Annotated in this window: 10 protein-coding genes and 5 tRNA genes; 5 read left to right on the top strand and 10 right to left on the bottom strand. The window is 41.5% G+C overall.

What is annotated here, in order from left to right; genetic code table 11:
• Position 1: 1 nt before the first annotated feature.
• The 4 genes from PAND9192_RS11145 to xthA all read right to left on the bottom strand — a co-directional run bounded on the left by PAND9192_RS11145 (position 2) and on the right by xthA (position 6,341).
• A complete protein-coding gene (locus PAND9192_RS11145; protein ID WP_087853876.1) occupies positions 2–1,603 on the bottom strand; it encodes a response regulator in 1,602 nt (533 codons plus the stop codon).
• 205 nt (positions 1,604–1,808) lie between these two features.
• Positions 1,809–4,082, bottom strand: a complete 2,274-nt coding sequence (gene pflB, locus PAND9192_RS11150) for a formate C-acetyltransferase (protein WP_087853877.1) — start codon at positions 4,080–4,082, stop codon at positions 1,809–1,811.
• Positions 4,083–4,136: 54 nt separating this feature from the next.
• On the bottom strand, positions 4,137–5,003 hold the full coding sequence (gene focA, locus PAND9192_RS11155) for a formate transporter FocA (RefSeq protein ID WP_087853878.1): 867 nt from the start codon (positions 5,001–5,003) through the stop codon (positions 4,137–4,139).
• Positions 5,004–5,531: 528 nt separating this feature from the next.
• The gene (xthA, locus tag PAND9192_RS11160) at positions 5,532–6,341 is read right to left on the bottom strand and encodes an exodeoxyribonuclease III (protein WP_087853879.1); all 810 of its coding nucleotides are present in this window, start codon (positions 6,339–6,341) and stop codon (positions 5,532–5,534) included.
• Between the two features lie 255 nt (positions 6,342–6,596).
• Here xthA and PAND9192_RS11165 point away from each other — a divergent pair, with 255 nt between their 5' ends.
• Both PAND9192_RS11165 and PAND9192_RS20695 read left to right on the top strand, forming a co-directional pair.
• A complete protein-coding gene (locus PAND9192_RS11165; RefSeq protein ID WP_087853880.1) occupies positions 6,597–6,845 on the top strand; it encodes a GlsB/YeaQ/YmgE family stress response membrane protein in 249 nt (82 codons plus the stop codon).
• 37 nt (positions 6,846–6,882) lie between these two features.
• Positions 6,883–7,038, top strand: a complete 156-nt coding sequence (locus tag PAND9192_RS20695) for a hypothetical protein (RefSeq protein WP_159458238.1) — start codon at positions 6,883–6,885, stop codon at positions 7,036–7,038.
• On the opposite strand, the gene PAND9192_RS11170 is transcribed toward PAND9192_RS20695, so the two are convergent.
• The 6 genes from PAND9192_RS11170 to PAND9192_RS11195 form a co-directional block, all read right to left on the bottom strand.
• On the bottom strand, positions 6,987–8,672 hold the full coding sequence (locus PAND9192_RS11170) for a response regulator (RefSeq protein WP_087853881.1): 1,686 nt from the start codon (positions 8,670–8,672) through the stop codon (positions 6,987–6,989). The genes PAND9192_RS20695 and PAND9192_RS11170 overlap by 52 nt on opposite strands.
• A gap of 133 nt (positions 8,673–8,805) precedes the next feature.
• Positions 8,806–8,890, bottom strand: a tRNA-Tyr gene (locus PAND9192_RS11175).
• Between the two features lie 88 nt (positions 8,891–8,978).
• Positions 8,979–9,063, bottom strand: a tRNA-Tyr gene (locus PAND9192_RS11180).
• 88 nt (positions 9,064–9,151) lie between these two features.
• Positions 9,152–9,236, bottom strand: a tRNA-Tyr gene (locus tag PAND9192_RS11185).
• Positions 9,237–9,324: 88 nt separating this feature from the next.
• Positions 9,325–9,409 (bottom strand) — tRNA-Tyr (locus PAND9192_RS11190).
• An 88-nt stretch (positions 9,410–9,497) separates the two neighbouring features.
• A tRNA-Tyr gene (locus tag PAND9192_RS11195) sits at positions 9,498–9,582 on the bottom strand.
• A 182-nt stretch (positions 9,583–9,764) separates the two neighbouring features.
• Between PAND9192_RS11195 and PAND9192_RS11200 the strand changes: the two genes are divergently transcribed.
• The 3 genes from PAND9192_RS11200 (at position 9,765) to rluF (ending at position 15,236) form a co-directional block, all read left to right on the top strand.
• A complete protein-coding gene (locus PAND9192_RS11200; RefSeq protein WP_087853882.1) occupies positions 9,765–10,838 on the top strand; it encodes an efflux RND transporter periplasmic adaptor subunit in 1,074 nt (357 codons plus the stop codon).
• The gene (locus PAND9192_RS11205) at positions 10,838–13,963 is read left to right on the top strand and encodes a multidrug efflux RND transporter permease subunit (RefSeq protein WP_087853883.1); all 3,126 of its coding nucleotides are present in this window, start codon (positions 10,838–10,840) and stop codon (positions 13,961–13,963) included. The genes PAND9192_RS11200 and PAND9192_RS11205 overlap by 1 nt, the downstream gene beginning before the upstream one ends.
• Before the next feature lie 172 nt (positions 13,964–14,135).
• Positions 14,136–15,236 carry a 23S rRNA pseudouridine(2604) synthase RluF gene (gene rluF, locus PAND9192_RS11210; RefSeq protein ID WP_087853884.1) on the top strand — a complete coding sequence of 367 codons (1,101 nt, stop codon included), beginning with the start codon at positions 14,136–14,138 and terminating at the stop codon, positions 15,234–15,236.
• Positions 15,237–15,688: the final 452 nt, after the last annotated feature.

Genomic DNA, 15,688 nt, shown 5'->3' on the forward strand with positions numbered 1-15,688 from the left:
ATTAATATAAAGGCCGTTGTAGGCTGCGATATTGGGCTTTTAATTTTAAATACCATTCAGGTTTAAAATCCTGCGATTCAAAAGTCCATCTGGCTTCTTTAATCCATTGCTGATGCTGTGGTTCATTGTCTACATGCCCACGAGACGACAATTCAACTAAGCAGCGTGCTAATACTTCATCAAAACGATAATAGGGCCAGAGTTGTAATATCGCTTGTCCTGCTTCAACATAATATTTTTGTTTTACTAGCCTCAGTGCATGACGATATTGCTCATCTGTTCGATGATCTGATGTCGGTTGCATTGTTTCTAACCACATATTTTTTATGATTGAATGTGGTTCATTTTGACGTTGGAGCAGGTTGCGCTGTAAACGCTGATAACAGGCAGTTTGATGACGCGTCATGGCTAGGCGTTTGCTAATACAAAGTGCAATCGCATCAAATTCAAAACTGTGGTTTTCTGGGTCTATATGGTGAATAGCATCCATTGCAGCGCTATAACTTTTATAGGCTCCAAGATTATTATTACTATCTAAATACTGCCATGCTTGGAGTAAGTAAATAAAAGGCCGTTCATGTTTAGTGATGGTTTTTTGTTGGCTGATTGTGCGCCATAAGCGTTCGATAGGTAAGCTTTTTTTATCACTATGCTGCAATTGCAACCAGATAATAAACGCGTGATAACACGGTTTATCCCACACTGAATAGCGAAGATAAGAAATTGCTTCACGTAAATGTTGCTGCATCGCACTGTGGTTTTGAAAATGAGATTCTATCCATAATAAACCAAACAGGCGTTGCAGATTATTTTTGCTAACATTATGCGCTTGTAACCAAAAATCATAACCCTGAGTGATTTTATTTTGTAATAGCGCGGCACTGGCACTGTATTCAAGCAGCATTAAATGGTTGGGGTATGCATGGCGTAATTGAGTTAATAATGGATTAAGCGCCTTAAAATTTTGTTGCTGTATCCATAATTGGATTAATAACAGTTGTGCTGGCAAGCTTTGATATAGCCGTTGAATTAATGTTAATAAAGCTAAAATATCAGTGTCTAAATGCGGCTGTTTTTGATTAAGTAGCCGTTTAGCTATCGCGGTCATAGTGGTGCAGTGAATTGCAAGCGGCGGCGTGTATTGGGTACACATTGATTCAATACCACTTATGCCAACCTGTTGATAATGAGCAAAAGCCCGATCGTTTATTGCACGTAGTTCAAAACTGTATTCTAAACGTTGCTGTAAGGTACTTAAACGTAGTGGTTTAACCAAATAATCATCTGGTTGGTATTCAGAAAACCCCATTAATACCGCTGGAGAGTCATCAGCTGTAAGGATAAAAATGAGCGGAGAATGATTTAATAACTCATTGTGATGGAGGCGTTCAAGCAGTTGTAATCCAGTGCTACCAAAACCAAGATTGAAATCAAGAAACAAAATATCAAAGCGTTGCTGTTGACAATATTTGATCGCTTCAGCGGCATTAGATGCACAAAAAATATTGGCACTTTGAAATTGGCCATTGACTAAAATAAGCTTGGTTGTTTGTTGGATAATACTACTATCGTCGACAATCAATACCGATTGAGTTCTTCGCATTAGAAAGTCGTATCCTTGCAATGTGGAAGCAAATAAGTGCAACTGATGGGTGTTTTTTTGCGCAGGTTAACGATAAAGTATGATGTGGACAACATAAAAAATGTAACAGTGTGTTTCATTGCATATAAAGTTGAGATATAAAAAAACCGGCTATATAAGCCGGTTTTTTATTAGGAAGTAAGCTTCCTACACAGAAGAATCTATATTATAGAGACGCTGTGAATGTACGAGCGATAACGTCAGCCTGCTGTTCAGCAGTTAGAGAGTTAAAACGCACTGCATAACCCGATACACGGATAGTTAGCTGTGGGTAGTTCTCTGGGTGTTTAACTGCGTCTTCTAGAGTTTCGCGGTTAAGAACGTTAACGTTTAGGTGTTGACCACCTTCGATGCCTGACTCATGGTGGAAGTAACCATCCATTAGGCCAGCTAGGTTAGTTTCTTGAGTATCAAGATCTTTACCTAGTGCGTTTGGAACGATAGAGAATGTGTATGAAATACCATCTTTAGCGTGTGCAAACGGTAGTTTACCTACAGAAGTAAGTGAAGCTACAGCGCCTTTTTCGTCACGACCGTGCATTGGGTTAGCACCTGGTGCGAAAGGAGCACCTGCACGACGACCGTCTGGCGTGTTACCAGTCTTCTTACCGTACACAACGTTAGATGTGATAGTTAGGATAGACTGAGTAGGGATCGCATCACGGTACATCTTGTGAGTACGGATCTTGTTCATGAAGCGCTCAACAAGGTCACATGCGATGTCATCAACGCGTGCGTCATTGTTACCGAACTTAGGATAGTCACCTTCGATTTCGAAATCGATAGCGATGCCATCTTCGTCACGGATAGGCTTAACAGTTGCGTATTTGATAGCTGATAGTGAGTCAGCAGCAACAGAAAGACCAGCGATACCACAAGCCATTGTACGCTTGATGTCACGATCGTGTAGAGCCATTAGCGATGCTTCGTAGCTGTACTTGTCGTGGCTCCAGTGAATAGCGTTTAGCGCAGAAACGTAAGTCGTTGCTAACCAATCCATGAAGTGATCTAGACGATCCATTGTATCTGTGTAGTCAAGAACTTCAGCAGTTACTTTGTCAGTCTTAGGACCTACTTGGATCTTAAGCTTCTCATCCATACCGCCGTTGATTGCGTAAAGCATAGTCTTAGCAAGGTTAGCACGAGCACCGAAGAACTGCATTTGCTTACCAACAACCATTGGAGATACACAACAAGCGATAGCGTAATCGTCAGAGTTCATGTCTGGACGCATTAGGTCATCGTTTTCGTACTGGATAGAAGAAGTATCGATAGATACCTTCGCACAGAACTTCTTGAAGCCTACAGGTAGTTTCTCAGACCAAAGAACAGTGATGTTTGGCTCTGGAGAAGGACCCATTGTGTATAGGCTGTTTAGGAAACGGAAGTTTGAACGAGTAACTAGTGTACGACCGTCAAGACCCATACCACCCATTGATTCTGTTGCCCAGATTGGGTCACCAGAGAACAACTCATCGTATTCAGGAGTACGTAGGAAACGAACCATACGTAGCTTCATTACGAAGTGGTCGATCATTTCTTGCGCTTGTGCTTCAGTGATCTTACCAGCGGCGATATCACGCTCGATGAAGATGTCTAGGAAAGTCGAAGTACGACCTAGAGACATTGCAGCACCGTTTTGTGATTTAACAGCAGCTAGGTAGCCGAAGTAAGTCCACTGTACAGCTTCTTGTGCAGTTGCAGCAGGAAGAGAGATATCACAACCGTACTTAGCAGCCATAGTCTTAATTTGACCAAGTGCACGGTGTTGCTCACAGATCTCTTCACGACGTTGCATAGTCATTTGAAGATCTTCGCCGTTCTCAAACATTTCTTCTAGAGATTTGAATTGAGCTAGCTTGTCAGCCATTAGCTTGTCGATACCGTAAAGAGCGATACGACGGTAATCACCAATGATACGACCACGGCCGTATGCATCTGGAAGACCAGTTAGAACACCAGACTTACGACATTTGATGATAGAAGGAGTGTAGATATCGAAAACACCTTGGTTGTGTGTTTTACGAAGCTCTGAGTAAACCTTCTTGATAGTAGGATCTAGTTCACGACCGTATACTTTGCATGAGTTTTCGATCATGCGGATACCACCGTTAGGGATCAAACCACGCTTAAGAGGCGCGTCAGTTTGAAGACCTACGATAGTTTCAAGCTCTTGGTCAATGTAACCAGCGTCGTGTGCAGTGATAGTAGAAACAACGTCAGTATCAAAATCAACAGGTGCGTGAGTCGCGTTTTCCTGTTTGATGCCTACCATTACAGCTTCCCAAAGTTTAGCTGTAGCTGGAGTTGCTTCTGTTTCAAGGAAAGAGCCGTCACCCTCGTAAGGAGTGTAGTTCTTTTGGATAAAGTCACGAACGTTTACTTCGTTCTGCCAATCACCAGCTGTGAAGCCTTCCCATGCAGCAAATTGCTCTGCCATTGTATACCTACCTATACTATTCAGTAGAAAAAAATAAGTGTTATCGTGTCGAACTTAGTGGTGGCTATTGCCTTTAAGTTCTGGACGACGATGAATAACCCAATATGTCATACCAACCAACACACCACCACCAATGATATTACCAATAGTAACGGGGATTAAGTTGTTTACAACAAAATTATGTACGGTTAAATCTGCAAACTGAGCGGGATTAACGCCAGCCATAGTCCAAAATTCTGGACTTGCAAAAGTGTGGATCACGATACCCATTGGAATCATAAACATATTTGCAATACAGTGCTCAAAGCCACTGGCAACAAACATCGCAACAGGTAACAACATAACCATTACTTTATCAGTGGCACTACGGCATGAAAAAGTCATCCACGTGGCAAGACAAACCATGAGGTTGCAAAGAATACCTAAAACAACAGCTTGTCCAAAACCATGATGAAGCTTATGTTGAGCGATTTTCATTGCGTTAATACCCCATTGGCCATCAGCGCCAAGGTGTTGTTTTGCAATCCAAATACACACAACAAAGAATATTGCGCCGACAAAGTTACCGAAGTAAACAATGCCCCAGTTTTTCATTAACTGGCCTGTCGTAATACGGCTGCTTGCGCGAGCAACTGTGGTTAATACTGAAGAGGTAAAAAGCTCACCGCCACAGATTACAACTAGGATTAAACCTAAACTAAATGCAAGACCACCAACAAACTTAGACATCCCCCAAGGCATATCACCAGCGCCAGTAGTTACTGTTGTGTAAAACACAAAAGCAATTGAAATAAACACACCAGCAGTTATCGCTAAAAAGAATGACTGTAGTGGATGTTTTGTAGCTTTATAAACGCCGACTTCTTCGGCCTTATGTGCCATAGCTGGTGGCATCAGCGAGTCAAAAGGATTAGTTTCCATTTTCACAGGGGTGCTCTTTATGGTTTAAGTTAGGCTATGAGAATAATAGCAAAGGTCGTGAATCATAAACTTGATCTAGATCATTGCGGTGAAAATTTATAACAAGATTAGACATATTATGACATTGCAAAATAATGTAATCAGTTGAATTTTAAAGGTATAATTTTTTTGAGAAAACTAAAAAAAATTTTAATGTAATTTTATTTCATAATATTTTGATGTTGGTTACAAAAATAAGCAACTTTAAAAATCAATGAGTTATATTTTTGCATGATCTTTTTTAATATTTTTATGCGACTAAAAGAAGATTGATTCAACTTTTTTTATATTTTTGGGGTGAATGTGTTATCTGATTATATATTCTTTATTTCCATGCTATGTAAGTATCATTGGCGAATAATAATGAATATATATGTAAACTCAATAAAAAGCCGCTATCAAAATAGTCGGCTTTAGAGGGAAATCACTTGATATCGTTTCGATACTAATAGCGATGTTAATGATGACTATTGTCGGCCAATAGTACTATTAGTCGCTAAAAGTAGACCAAATTGGTGCATGATCTGAGGGCTTTTCAATGCCACGTAATGGGTAGTCAATACCAGACTCAATACAACGTTGAGCTAATGTTGGCGTGGCTAGAATGACATCAATTCGTAGCCCTCGATTATCCACAAAACCTTTAGAACGATAATCAAACCATGAGAATTGATCATCGACCGTTGGGTGCAATTGACGGAATGTATCGATAAAGCCCCAATCAAGTAATGTTTTTAACCACTGGCGTTCAATCGGTTGGAACGAACACTTGCCTGTTTTTAGCCATCGCTTAGCGTTAACGGGGCCAATACCAATGTCTAAATCCGTCGGACTAATATTGATATCACCCATGATGATCAGTTCATCTTCAACCTTATGGCTATTATTAAGGTAGTGCATTAGATCGGCATAAAACTTTTCTTTGGCTGGAAACTTGGTTTCATGGCTAACGTTATCGCCTTGCGGAAAGTAGCCGTTCATTACCGTAATATTCGTGCCATTAGGCTGAGAAAAAGTTGCCATGATCATGCGACGTTGTGCATCTTCATCATCAGTCGGAAAGCCTTTTTGTACACTGATAGGCTCTTGTTTACAAAGCATAGCCACGCCGTAATGGGCTTTTTGGCCATGAAAATACACTTTGTATCCCATTGCTTCTACATCGGCGAGCGGAAATGCTTCGTCATGAACTTTAATTTCTTGTAAACCGATAACATCAGGTTGGTGCTTATCGATAATAGCTTGAAGTTGATGTAAGCGAGCACGTAGCCCATTGATGTTAAAAGAAATAACTTTCATATTTAGTGTCCATAACGGTGAATAATTATTGGTTACAGATACTAGCATATCGATCATCACTTCAATATATGATCATAACAATTAACGCTGAGGTTAATTAAATGATCGCTTTATTTGAGCATAATGATTATTGCAGGTCTATGATAAAGATGCCGATATCGTTTATGACAAGTTATTGTTTTTAAATGATTAGCTCATATATAACACTAATGAGTAGGTATTTTATTTAATTTATAACTAGAAGGAAGCGCTAATATGGGGATTATTTCTTGGATTATTTTAGGTCTTATTGCTGGTGCATTAGCAAAATGGTTAATGCCTGGTAATGATGGTGGCGGTTGGATAGCAACGTGTGGCTTAGGTATTGCAGGATCTTTAGCCGGAGGCTGGATTGGCTCTTTGATAGGGCTAGGTGCTGCGGGTGGGATTAATATTGGTAGTATCATTATAGCCACTGCTGGCGCGTTGATATTACTGTTTATCTATAATCGCTTTATTCGCTAATAACCGTATTACACCAAGATAACTATAGGACATCATCATGTTTGATTTTATGAAGCGTTTGTTTGGCTCTGAGTCGGAACAAGAGCGAGCGTCTCGATTAAGAAAAGAACAAGCTCAGCAACATCGAAATGAGAAATATGCTCAGGGCGCATCAGATAAGCCAGCCGATGATAATGATGACGGCGATAATTGATCGTAACTGATGATGTGCTGATCGTTATATTGAAACTGAAGTTGTCTAAACCATTCTAATAACGGTGATGGCAATGGCATCTTTTTCAGTTGTTGTAGGCTAGTGGTTATGTGTAAGTGGTTCACTTGCTGTTGCACAAGTAAGCTAGCAATACGGCCTAAATGAGCTTCTGTACTATAAGGATAATCACGTAAAATGGTTTGATATATACAGTAAGCTCGTTGTGGATCGAGCGTTATTGTGGCTTTTGCGGTGGCGAGTTGATCAACTAACAAACGTACATTTTCAACCAGAAATTTATTTTGCCGTAATTGTGCCATACGATAGTGACTGTGTGGATCTAATACTGTTCGCGTCATTAATATTTGATATATCTCGCCAATTAGACGTGTTTCCCCAAAGTGAATTAATAATGGTAGTGCATCAACCATTATTACTGAAGGGGCTTGCGACATCTGCCCAAAATACCTTTTTAAGCCATGTAACAATCGCCGTTTGGTTGTTAAGGCTTGCTGAGTTGCAGTAAACCTTGCCAAGGCAATATGCCGAAATGCCATTAGGTGTATTTTTTGATTGTGGCTTAAGCATCGACTTGCTTGCTGGAATAACTTTTTAAGCTGTTTGATTAATTGTTGTTGTCGCTGGAGTGATAATTGCTGGCTGTGGAGTTGTTCAAATTGTGCAGTGTATTGAGCAAGATATACGATCCAATCATCATCAATAATCGGTAAATGATTGACCAATGTTTTACCTACCTTAATAAACAAAGATTGATCGTTGGTATTAACCGCGAGTTGGGCAACCAATAATGAACGGTGGCTAATAGTTGGGGTTAATAACAATGCTTTATAAGCTATTACTTTGGCATTATCGTCTTGCTGCTGTTGTTGTAATAAGGTTGCCAATTCATCATAGGCATCAACAAATAGTGGCACCTGCTTAATCAGCGTTTGCAACATACTAATAGCGGCTGAAGTATCACCTTGCAGATGGGTTAACTGTGCTTGGCGCAATACTAGTTTATGGTTATGGCTGTGTTGATTAAATAAGGTTAATAATTGCTGTGCTTGCGACCACTGTTGTTGTTTGATTAATAAATCAATCAATAAAATCTCAATCTCAAGATTATGACCCTGTTGTTGTAGTAACTGCCGACATAATGTAATTGCAGTCGGAATATTATTATTTTCTATCGCGGTATAAATTGGTCGACGAAGTAAACAGGCTTGGTAAACCGTAACCACGCGCTGTTTTAGCATACCGATATTTAACGGTTTACTTAGAAAGCTATCTGCATCCATTGTCATTGAGGTCACAATAACTTCAGGGGTGCGATCGCCAGAGATAAATACCACTCCACAATGTGAACTAATGCTATTGCTTTTTCTTATTGCAGCAAGAAGTTCACTGCCATTAATATGAGGTTCAAGATGAAAGTCGATTAGAATTAAATCATAGCTAGTGGTGCGACAGCATTGAAGGGCAGTGTTGCTGCAGGTTGCGATATCAACCGTTGTTAGTTTAATGCTGTGTAGAATATTTTGGATCAGTAATGCAGAAGATAGCTGATCGTCAATAATCAGTACCTTAACATGTTGCCAATCGATGTTGGTGTGGCGTGATGCTTGTGTCATAACGATCCATAAACAATACCAGTGATGTATGCATTATTACACATATGTTACAGTTTGGTTTGATTTGTTGATCGTTTAGCGGCAGTTTATTGTAGATATGAAAAAGCCAGCTGCAAAGCAACTGGCTAAATGATGGTGGTGGGAGAAGGATTCGAACCTTCGAAGGCAGTGCCGGCAGATTTACAATCTGCTCCCTTTGGCCACTCGGGAATCCCACCACGGGATGTTGCTATAATTAGTTGAAGCTCTGGTAATTAAAGGCCACTTTAATTACTAAAAAGTCGTTAAAACAACTTTTCAAAATGATGGTGGTGGGAGAAGGATTCGAACCTTCGAAGGCAGTGCCGGCAGATTTACAATCTGCTCCCTTTGGCCACTCGGGAATCCCACCACGGGATGTTGCTATAATTAGTTGAAGCTCTGGTAATTAAAGGCCACTTTAATTACTAAAAAGTCGTTAAAACAACTTTTCAAAATGATGGTGGTGGGAGAAGGATTCGAACCTTCGAAGGCAGTGCCGGCAGATTTACAATCTGCTCCCTTTGGCCACTCGGGAATCCCACCACGGGATGTTGCTATAATTAGTTGAAGCTCTGGTAATTAAAGGCCACTTTAATTACTAAAAAGTCGTTAAAACAACTTTTCAAAATGATGGTGGTGGGAGAAGGATTCGAACCTTCGAAGGCAGTGCCGGCAGATTTACAATCTGCTCCCTTTGGCCACTCGGGAATCCCACCACGGGATGTTGCTATAATTAGTTGAAGCTCTGGTAATTAAAGGCCACTTTAATTACTAAAAAGTCGTTAAAACAACTTTTCAAAATGATGGTGGTGGGAGAAGGATTCGAACCTTCGAAGGCAGTGCCGGCAGATTTACAATCTGCTCCCTTTGGCCACTCGGGAACCCCACCACAAGTGCGGGGCGGATAATAACAAACATTTCCGCGCTGTAAACCTTTTTTATTATAATTATCGAATACTTGCTGAATTTTTCATCATTAAGCGAATTTTTGCTTAACTTTACATTTCTTGACGTTATTTAAGCTCGAGTTCAGATATTATTCGGCTAGGATTTTTATAATGGTTTTAGCAAATGAAAAAAATGGCCGTAGCAGTATTAGTCGCCGCAGTATTATCAGGTAGTTACTTTTACTTTCAAGGAACGTCACATGCTGCGCAAAATAAATCACAGCCACAGCGTTCACAACGTGTTGTCTCTGTTACAACCGGTGAAGTGAGCTCGGTTGCCGTCGCTCAATCGTTATCTTTAGTAGGTAAATTGCACGCTCAACAAGCAGTGAATGTTGCGACAGAAGTATCTGCTAAAATCAAAACCATTGCTGTTCCTGTCAATACGACAGTTAGCAAGGGACAATTGCTGATCCAACTTGATGATGATAAAGCTGCTGCGGCTTACGATGAAGCATTGGCATATCGTAATGATGAGCAACGTAAATTAGCGCAATTTGAACGGTTGCTAAGTCGTGGTGCAATTACTAAAACCGAGATTGATGCTCAAGCTGCCAGCGTTAGTATTGCTAATGCACGTTTAAAAGCGGCGCTTGCTAATCTTAACGATCATGCTATTCGCGCTCCATTTGATGGCACTATTGGATTGTATGACTTTAGTCCGGGACACATGACAGCGGCAGGCAGTGAGCTGTTTAATTTTGATGACCTTTCTTCTATGCGTCTGGATATTGAAGTTCCAGAACAATATATCTCCTTTTTAAAGGTTGGCATTAACGTCACTGCTAAAAGCCAAGCATGGGGCGATCGAGCATTTGTCGGTCAAATTCAAGCGATTGATTCACGTGTTCAGCCCGATTCACTCAATATAAAAGTACGGGTGGTATTTGAAAATAAAGATCATGCCTTAAAGCCTGGAATGTTACTTGCGACCGATATTAATTTTATTCCGCAGCAACAGGCGATTATTCCTGTGCAAGCGTTAGAGTATTCAGGTACTAAACGTTATGTTTATATTGTTGATGATCAACAGCAAGTTCATCGCACCTTAGTAGAGCTTGGCGAGCGTATTGATAACAACGTAGTGATCAAAAAAGGCCTTAACATCGGCGAGCGAATTGTGGTGCAAGGGTTAGTCAATATGCGTGACGGCATCACTATTAAAGACATCACTCCAGCGGTTGGAGTAGCAAGCTAATGTGGTTATCTGATATTTCAGTCAAGCGACCTGTGGTTGCGATCGTATTAAGTTTGTTGTTGTGTGTCTTTGGTATTGTGTCTTTCTCGAAACTGGCTGTACGTGAGATGCCAGATGTTGAAAGCCCTGTTGTAACTGTGATGACCACTTATGAAGGCACATCAGCTTCGGTAATGGAAAGCCAAGTTACCACGCCGATTGAAGATGAGCTATCTGGCATCAGTGGTATCGAAAATATCACCTCAATTACCCGTAATGGCATGTCGCGGATCACAGTTGAGTTCAATATGGACTGGGATCTGACCGAGGGAGTGAGTGATATTCGTGATGCTGTTGCTCGTGCCCAGCGTCGACTACCTGATGATGCTAACGATCCAATTGTCTCAAAAGATAATGGTTCGGGTGAGCCTGCAATCTACATTAATCTATCGTCATCAGAGATGGATCGTACTCAGCTGACAGATTATGCACAGCGAGTATTAGAAGATCGATTTAGCCTATTAGACGGTGTTAGCTCAGTCAGTTTGAGTGGTGCTTTATACAAAGTCATGTATATCAAGCTACAACCAGTATTAATGGCAGGGCGTGGCATTACCACTAAAGATATTGTTAATGCACTAAAAGATGAAAACGTTGAATTACCCGGTGGTGAAGTACGTAATGATCAAACGGTGATGTCAGTACGTACTGCACGTTTATATAAAACCGTTAATGATTTTAAGTATTTAGTGATCCGTAAAACAGCAGCGGGTACACCGATTTATCTTAAAGATGTTGCAGATGTCAGCATTGGTGCTGAAAACGAAAATTCGACCTTTAAAAGTAACGGCGTGGTTAATTTAAGTTTAGGCATTGTAACGATGTCAGATGCTAACCCGCTTGATGTTGCTAAAGAAGTGCGCGCTGAAGTGGCAAAGATGCAAAAGTTTTTGCCGCAAGGCGCATCGCTAACCATAGATTATGACGCAACGGTATTTATCGAACGCTCGATCAATGAAGTGTATAACACGCTGTTAGTCACCGGCGCGCTGGTTATTTTGGTGCTGTATATCTTTATCGGTCAAGTACGGGCAACTTTAATTCCTGCTGTAACAGTGCCAGTTTCATTAATTTCGGCGTTTATTACGGCGTATTTCTTTGGCTTTTCAATCAACTTACTGACTCTGATGGCGTTAATTCTAGCGATTGGATTGGTGGTCGATGATGCGATTGTGGTGGTTGAAAACGTTTTTCACCATTTACAACGAGGAGAATCACCATTACTTGCGGCCTATAAAGGTACTCGTGAAGTGGGATTTGCGGTTATTGCGACTACTGCGGTATTGGTGATGGTGTTTTTGCCGATCTCGTTTATGGAAGGCATGGTCGGGCGATTATTTACTGAGTTTTCCGTGTTACTGGCGATGGCGGTAATTTTCTCATCACTTATCGCATTAACCCTAACGCCGGTGATGTGTAGCAAATTGCTTAAAGCGAATGTGAAGCCAAATCGGTTTAATCTGTGGGTAAATCGTCAATTTGAACAGCTCGAAAATGGTTACCGTCGTATTGTAACCGTGGCAGTTAAAAAACGTTTTGTCGCGCCATTAGTGGTATTAGGCTGTATTGCTGCCAGTGCTGGATTAATGAAACTGATCCCAGCTCAACTCGCACCCCAAGAAGATCGCGGAGTATTATTTGCGTTTGTAAAAGGGGCAGAAGGCACCAGTTATAACCGTATGATCGGTAACATGGATCAAGTTGAAGCGCGCTTATTACCGTTATTAGGCAAAGGAGTATTGAAATCAGTCAGTATTCAGTCGCCAGCCTTTGGTGGTCGAGCAGGGGATCAAACTGGCTTTGTGATCATGCAATTAGAAGATTGGAATGATCGAACCGTGAGTGCGCAACAAGCGTTAGGAATGATCAGTAAAACATTGGCTGGTATTCCTGATGTACGGGTGATGCCGATGATGCCAGGTTTCCGTGGGGGATCTTCAGAGCCAGTGCAATTTGTATTGGGTGGCGCGGATTACCAAGAATTGTTTAAGTGGGCGACTAAGCTTAAACATATTGCTGAAGATAGCCCATTAATGGAAGGTGCTGATTTAGATTATGCTGAAACCACCCCCGAGTTATTGGTTAATGTTAATCGTGAGCGTGCGGCTGAGTTAGGCATTCCAGTCACTGAAATTGCCGAAACATTAGAAGTGATGCTAGGTGGACGCAGTGAAACCACTTTTGTTGATCGCGGTGAAGAATATGATGTTTACCTGCGTGGTGATGAAAATAGTTTTAACAGCTCAACTGATTTAAGTCAGATCTATTTACGAGCGAGCAATGGCAAACTAGTTACGCTTGATACTGTTGCGTCAATTGATGAAGTGGCATCAGCGCAAAAGTTAAGCCATAACCAAAAACAGAAATCGATTACCCTAAAAGCAAGCCTTTCTGAAGGTTACACCTTAGGCGATGCACTTGATTTTCTTGATCAGCAAGCGATTGATACGCTGCCATCAGATATTACGGTTAATTATGCTGGTGAATCACAAGATTTTCGTGATAACCAAAGCAGCATATTAGTAGTGTTTGGGTTAGCGTTATTGGTGGCTTATTTAGTGCTAGCGGCGCAGTTTGAAAGCTTTATTAACCCGCTGGTGGTAATGCTAACGGTGCCGATGGGGATCTTTGGTGGCTTGGCTGGATTATGGATTATGGGGCAAGGGCTCAATATTTATAGTCAAATCGGGATGATTATGTTGATCGGTATGGTAACCAAGAACGGCATTTTGATCGTGGAATTTGCTAACCAACTGCGTGATAAAGGGATTGAGTTTGAACAAGCAATTGTTGATGCCTCGGTGCGTCGTTTACGTCCGATACTGATGACTGCTTTCACGACACTATTTGGTGCATTACCGTTAATTTTATCAACAGGCGCAGGTGCTGAAAGTCGTATTTCAGTGGGTACCGTAGTGTTCTTTGGCATGGCATTTGCCACTTTAGTAACGCTATTGGTGATCCCGGCGATGTACCGCTTGTTATCAGCGAAGACGAAATCGCCAGGTTATATTGAAGCGCAGCTAGAAAAAGAACTGCAGCGTGATTATGTTGGCCGTATTAGTCACGGTGATTTACCAAAGTAAATAATATCAGTAACGAGTAGCGAGTAGCGAGTTTGCGCGAGCTTAAAAACGCGCTACTCGCTACTCGCCTCACAATCAGTTAAACTCCCCTCATAACAACTATCGAGTAAGTAAACTACAATTGAGTGGTTTATTACCCTGATCGACCTAAAGCCCTTTATAGAAGAAAACCATGTCACAAAATTCTACTGACCAGCAGAGCCCAAAAGGGGTTCGACTTAATAAATTTATCAGTGATACAGGCTATTGCTCACGCCGTGAGGCGGACAAGCTGATTGATCAGGGACGTGTAACCATCAATGGCACCGTGCCTGAAATGGGCATGCGCGTAATGGATAACGACGAAGTATTAGTTGATGATAAACCTCTGCGCAGCAAAGAGCGTCCAATCTACATTGCACTAAATAAGCCAACCGGTATTACTTGTACTACTGAACGTCATATTGAAGGTAACGTGATTGACTTCATTGGTCACCGTAAGCGTATCTTCCCGATTGGTCGTTTAGATAAGCCGTCTGATGGCCTTATTTTCTTAACCAATGACGGTGATATTGTTAATAAAATTCTGCGTGCAGGTAACTCGCATGAGAAAGAATACGTTGTACGTGTCGACCAACCGATCACGCCTGAGTTTATTGAAAAAATGTCATCAGGGGTTGAGATTTTAGATACGGTTACTTTGCCTTGTAAAGTGACTAAAGAGACTAACTTCTCATTCCGTATCGTGTTGACTCAGGGCTTAAACCGTCAAATTCGTCGTATGTGTGAAGCGTTAGGTTATGAAGTATATAAACTTCGTCGCGTACGTATCATGAACATTACTATTGATGGCTTACCAAACGGTAAATGGCGTTATTTAACGGATGCTGAAATTGCTGAAATTCAGCAGTTAATTTCACAATCAAGCGGTACTGAAGAAGCATCAAAAACTGATGCTGAAGGTCGTACTATTGCTAAAGCGACTGACGCTAAGCTATATGATCATCGTGCTCAAGAAGCACGTAATGAAAAACATGCCGCTGAAAAGCAGTTTAAAACTTACCGTGGTACAGGTGAGTTTAATCGTCGTCCCGATGGTGCTAACCGTAGCAGCCGTAACAACGAAGATCGTCATAGCCGCAATGCCAGCCGTGGCGCTCGCAGTGATGCACCGCGTCGTAATAACGATGACCGTCCTGCACGTACTTCTGCGCCAAGCCGTGATACTAATAAGCCAAGCTTTGGTGGTAAGAGCAACGGTATTAAGAAGTGGAAATCAAAGCGCGAAGAGTAACAGTACGTTGTTAGAATCGAGATAGCGAGTTTCGAGAATAAATGAAAAGCGATAGGCAAGAGTCTGTCGCTTTTTTGTTAGTCCTCCGTCATTCCCGACAGTGAATGCCAACCCCCCCTCCGTCATTCCCTACAGTGAGGTTACGAACGAGATAGGGAATCTACTATCCACGCGTTGTAGAGTTATTGAATTCACTGGCTTCTTTAAGGCTCGATCACCAACTCCTCCGTCATTCCCTACAGTGAATGCCCGCGAGGGCGATAGGGAATCTACTATCCACGCGTTGTAGAGTCATTGAATTCACTGGCTTCTTTAAGGCTCGATCACGTGTTGAGTAGATCACGGATAGCTTCGTACCTCAACTTCCGAGATGACGAATATTGGGCTGAGTGAATGCCCGCGAGGGCGATAGGGAATCTACTATCCACGCGTCGTAGAGTCATTGAACTCAC

The organism is Photobacterium andalusiense (genome assembly GCF_900185625.1).
Classification (GTDB): Bacteria; Pseudomonadota; Gammaproteobacteria; order Enterobacterales; family Vibrionaceae; genus Photobacterium; species Photobacterium aquimaris.

Bases quoted from the DNA above. Each gene is read 5' to 3' on its own strand.
- focA (WP_087853878.1), bottom strand. From the start codon at position 5,003: ATGGAAACTAATCCTTTTGACTCGCTGATGCCACCAGCTATGGCACAT.
- PAND9192_RS11205 (WP_087853883.1), top strand. From the start codon at position 10,838: ATGTGGTTATCTGATATTTCAGTCAAGCGACCTGTGGTTGCGATCGTA.
- PAND9192_RS11170 (WP_087853881.1), bottom strand. From the start codon at position 8,672: ATGACACAAGCATCACGCCACACCAACATCGATTGGCAACATGTTAAG.
- pflB (WP_087853877.1), bottom strand. From the start codon at position 4,082: ATGGCAGAGCAATTTGCTGCATGGGAAGGCTTCACAGCTGGTGATTGG.
- PAND9192_RS11165 (WP_087853880.1), top strand. From the start codon at position 6,597: ATGGGGATTATTTCTTGGATTATTTTAGGTCTTATTGCTGGTGCATTA.
- xthA (WP_087853879.1), bottom strand. From the start codon at position 6,341: ATGAAAGTTATTTCTTTTAACATCAATGGGCTACGTGCTCGCTTACAT.
- PAND9192_RS11200 (WP_087853882.1), top strand. From the start codon at position 9,765: ATGAAAAAAATGGCCGTAGCAGTATTAGTCGCCGCAGTATTATCAGGT.
- PAND9192_RS11145 (WP_087853876.1), bottom strand. From the start codon at position 1,603: ATGCGAAGAACTCAATCGGTATTGATTGTCGACGATAGTAGTATTATC.
- PAND9192_RS20695 (WP_159458238.1), top strand. From the start codon at position 6,883: ATGTTTGATTTTATGAAGCGTTTGTTTGGCTCTGAGTCGGAACAAGAG.
- rluF (WP_087853884.1), top strand. From the start codon at position 14,136: ATGTCACAAAATTCTACTGACCAGCAGAGCCCAAAAGGGGTTCGACTT.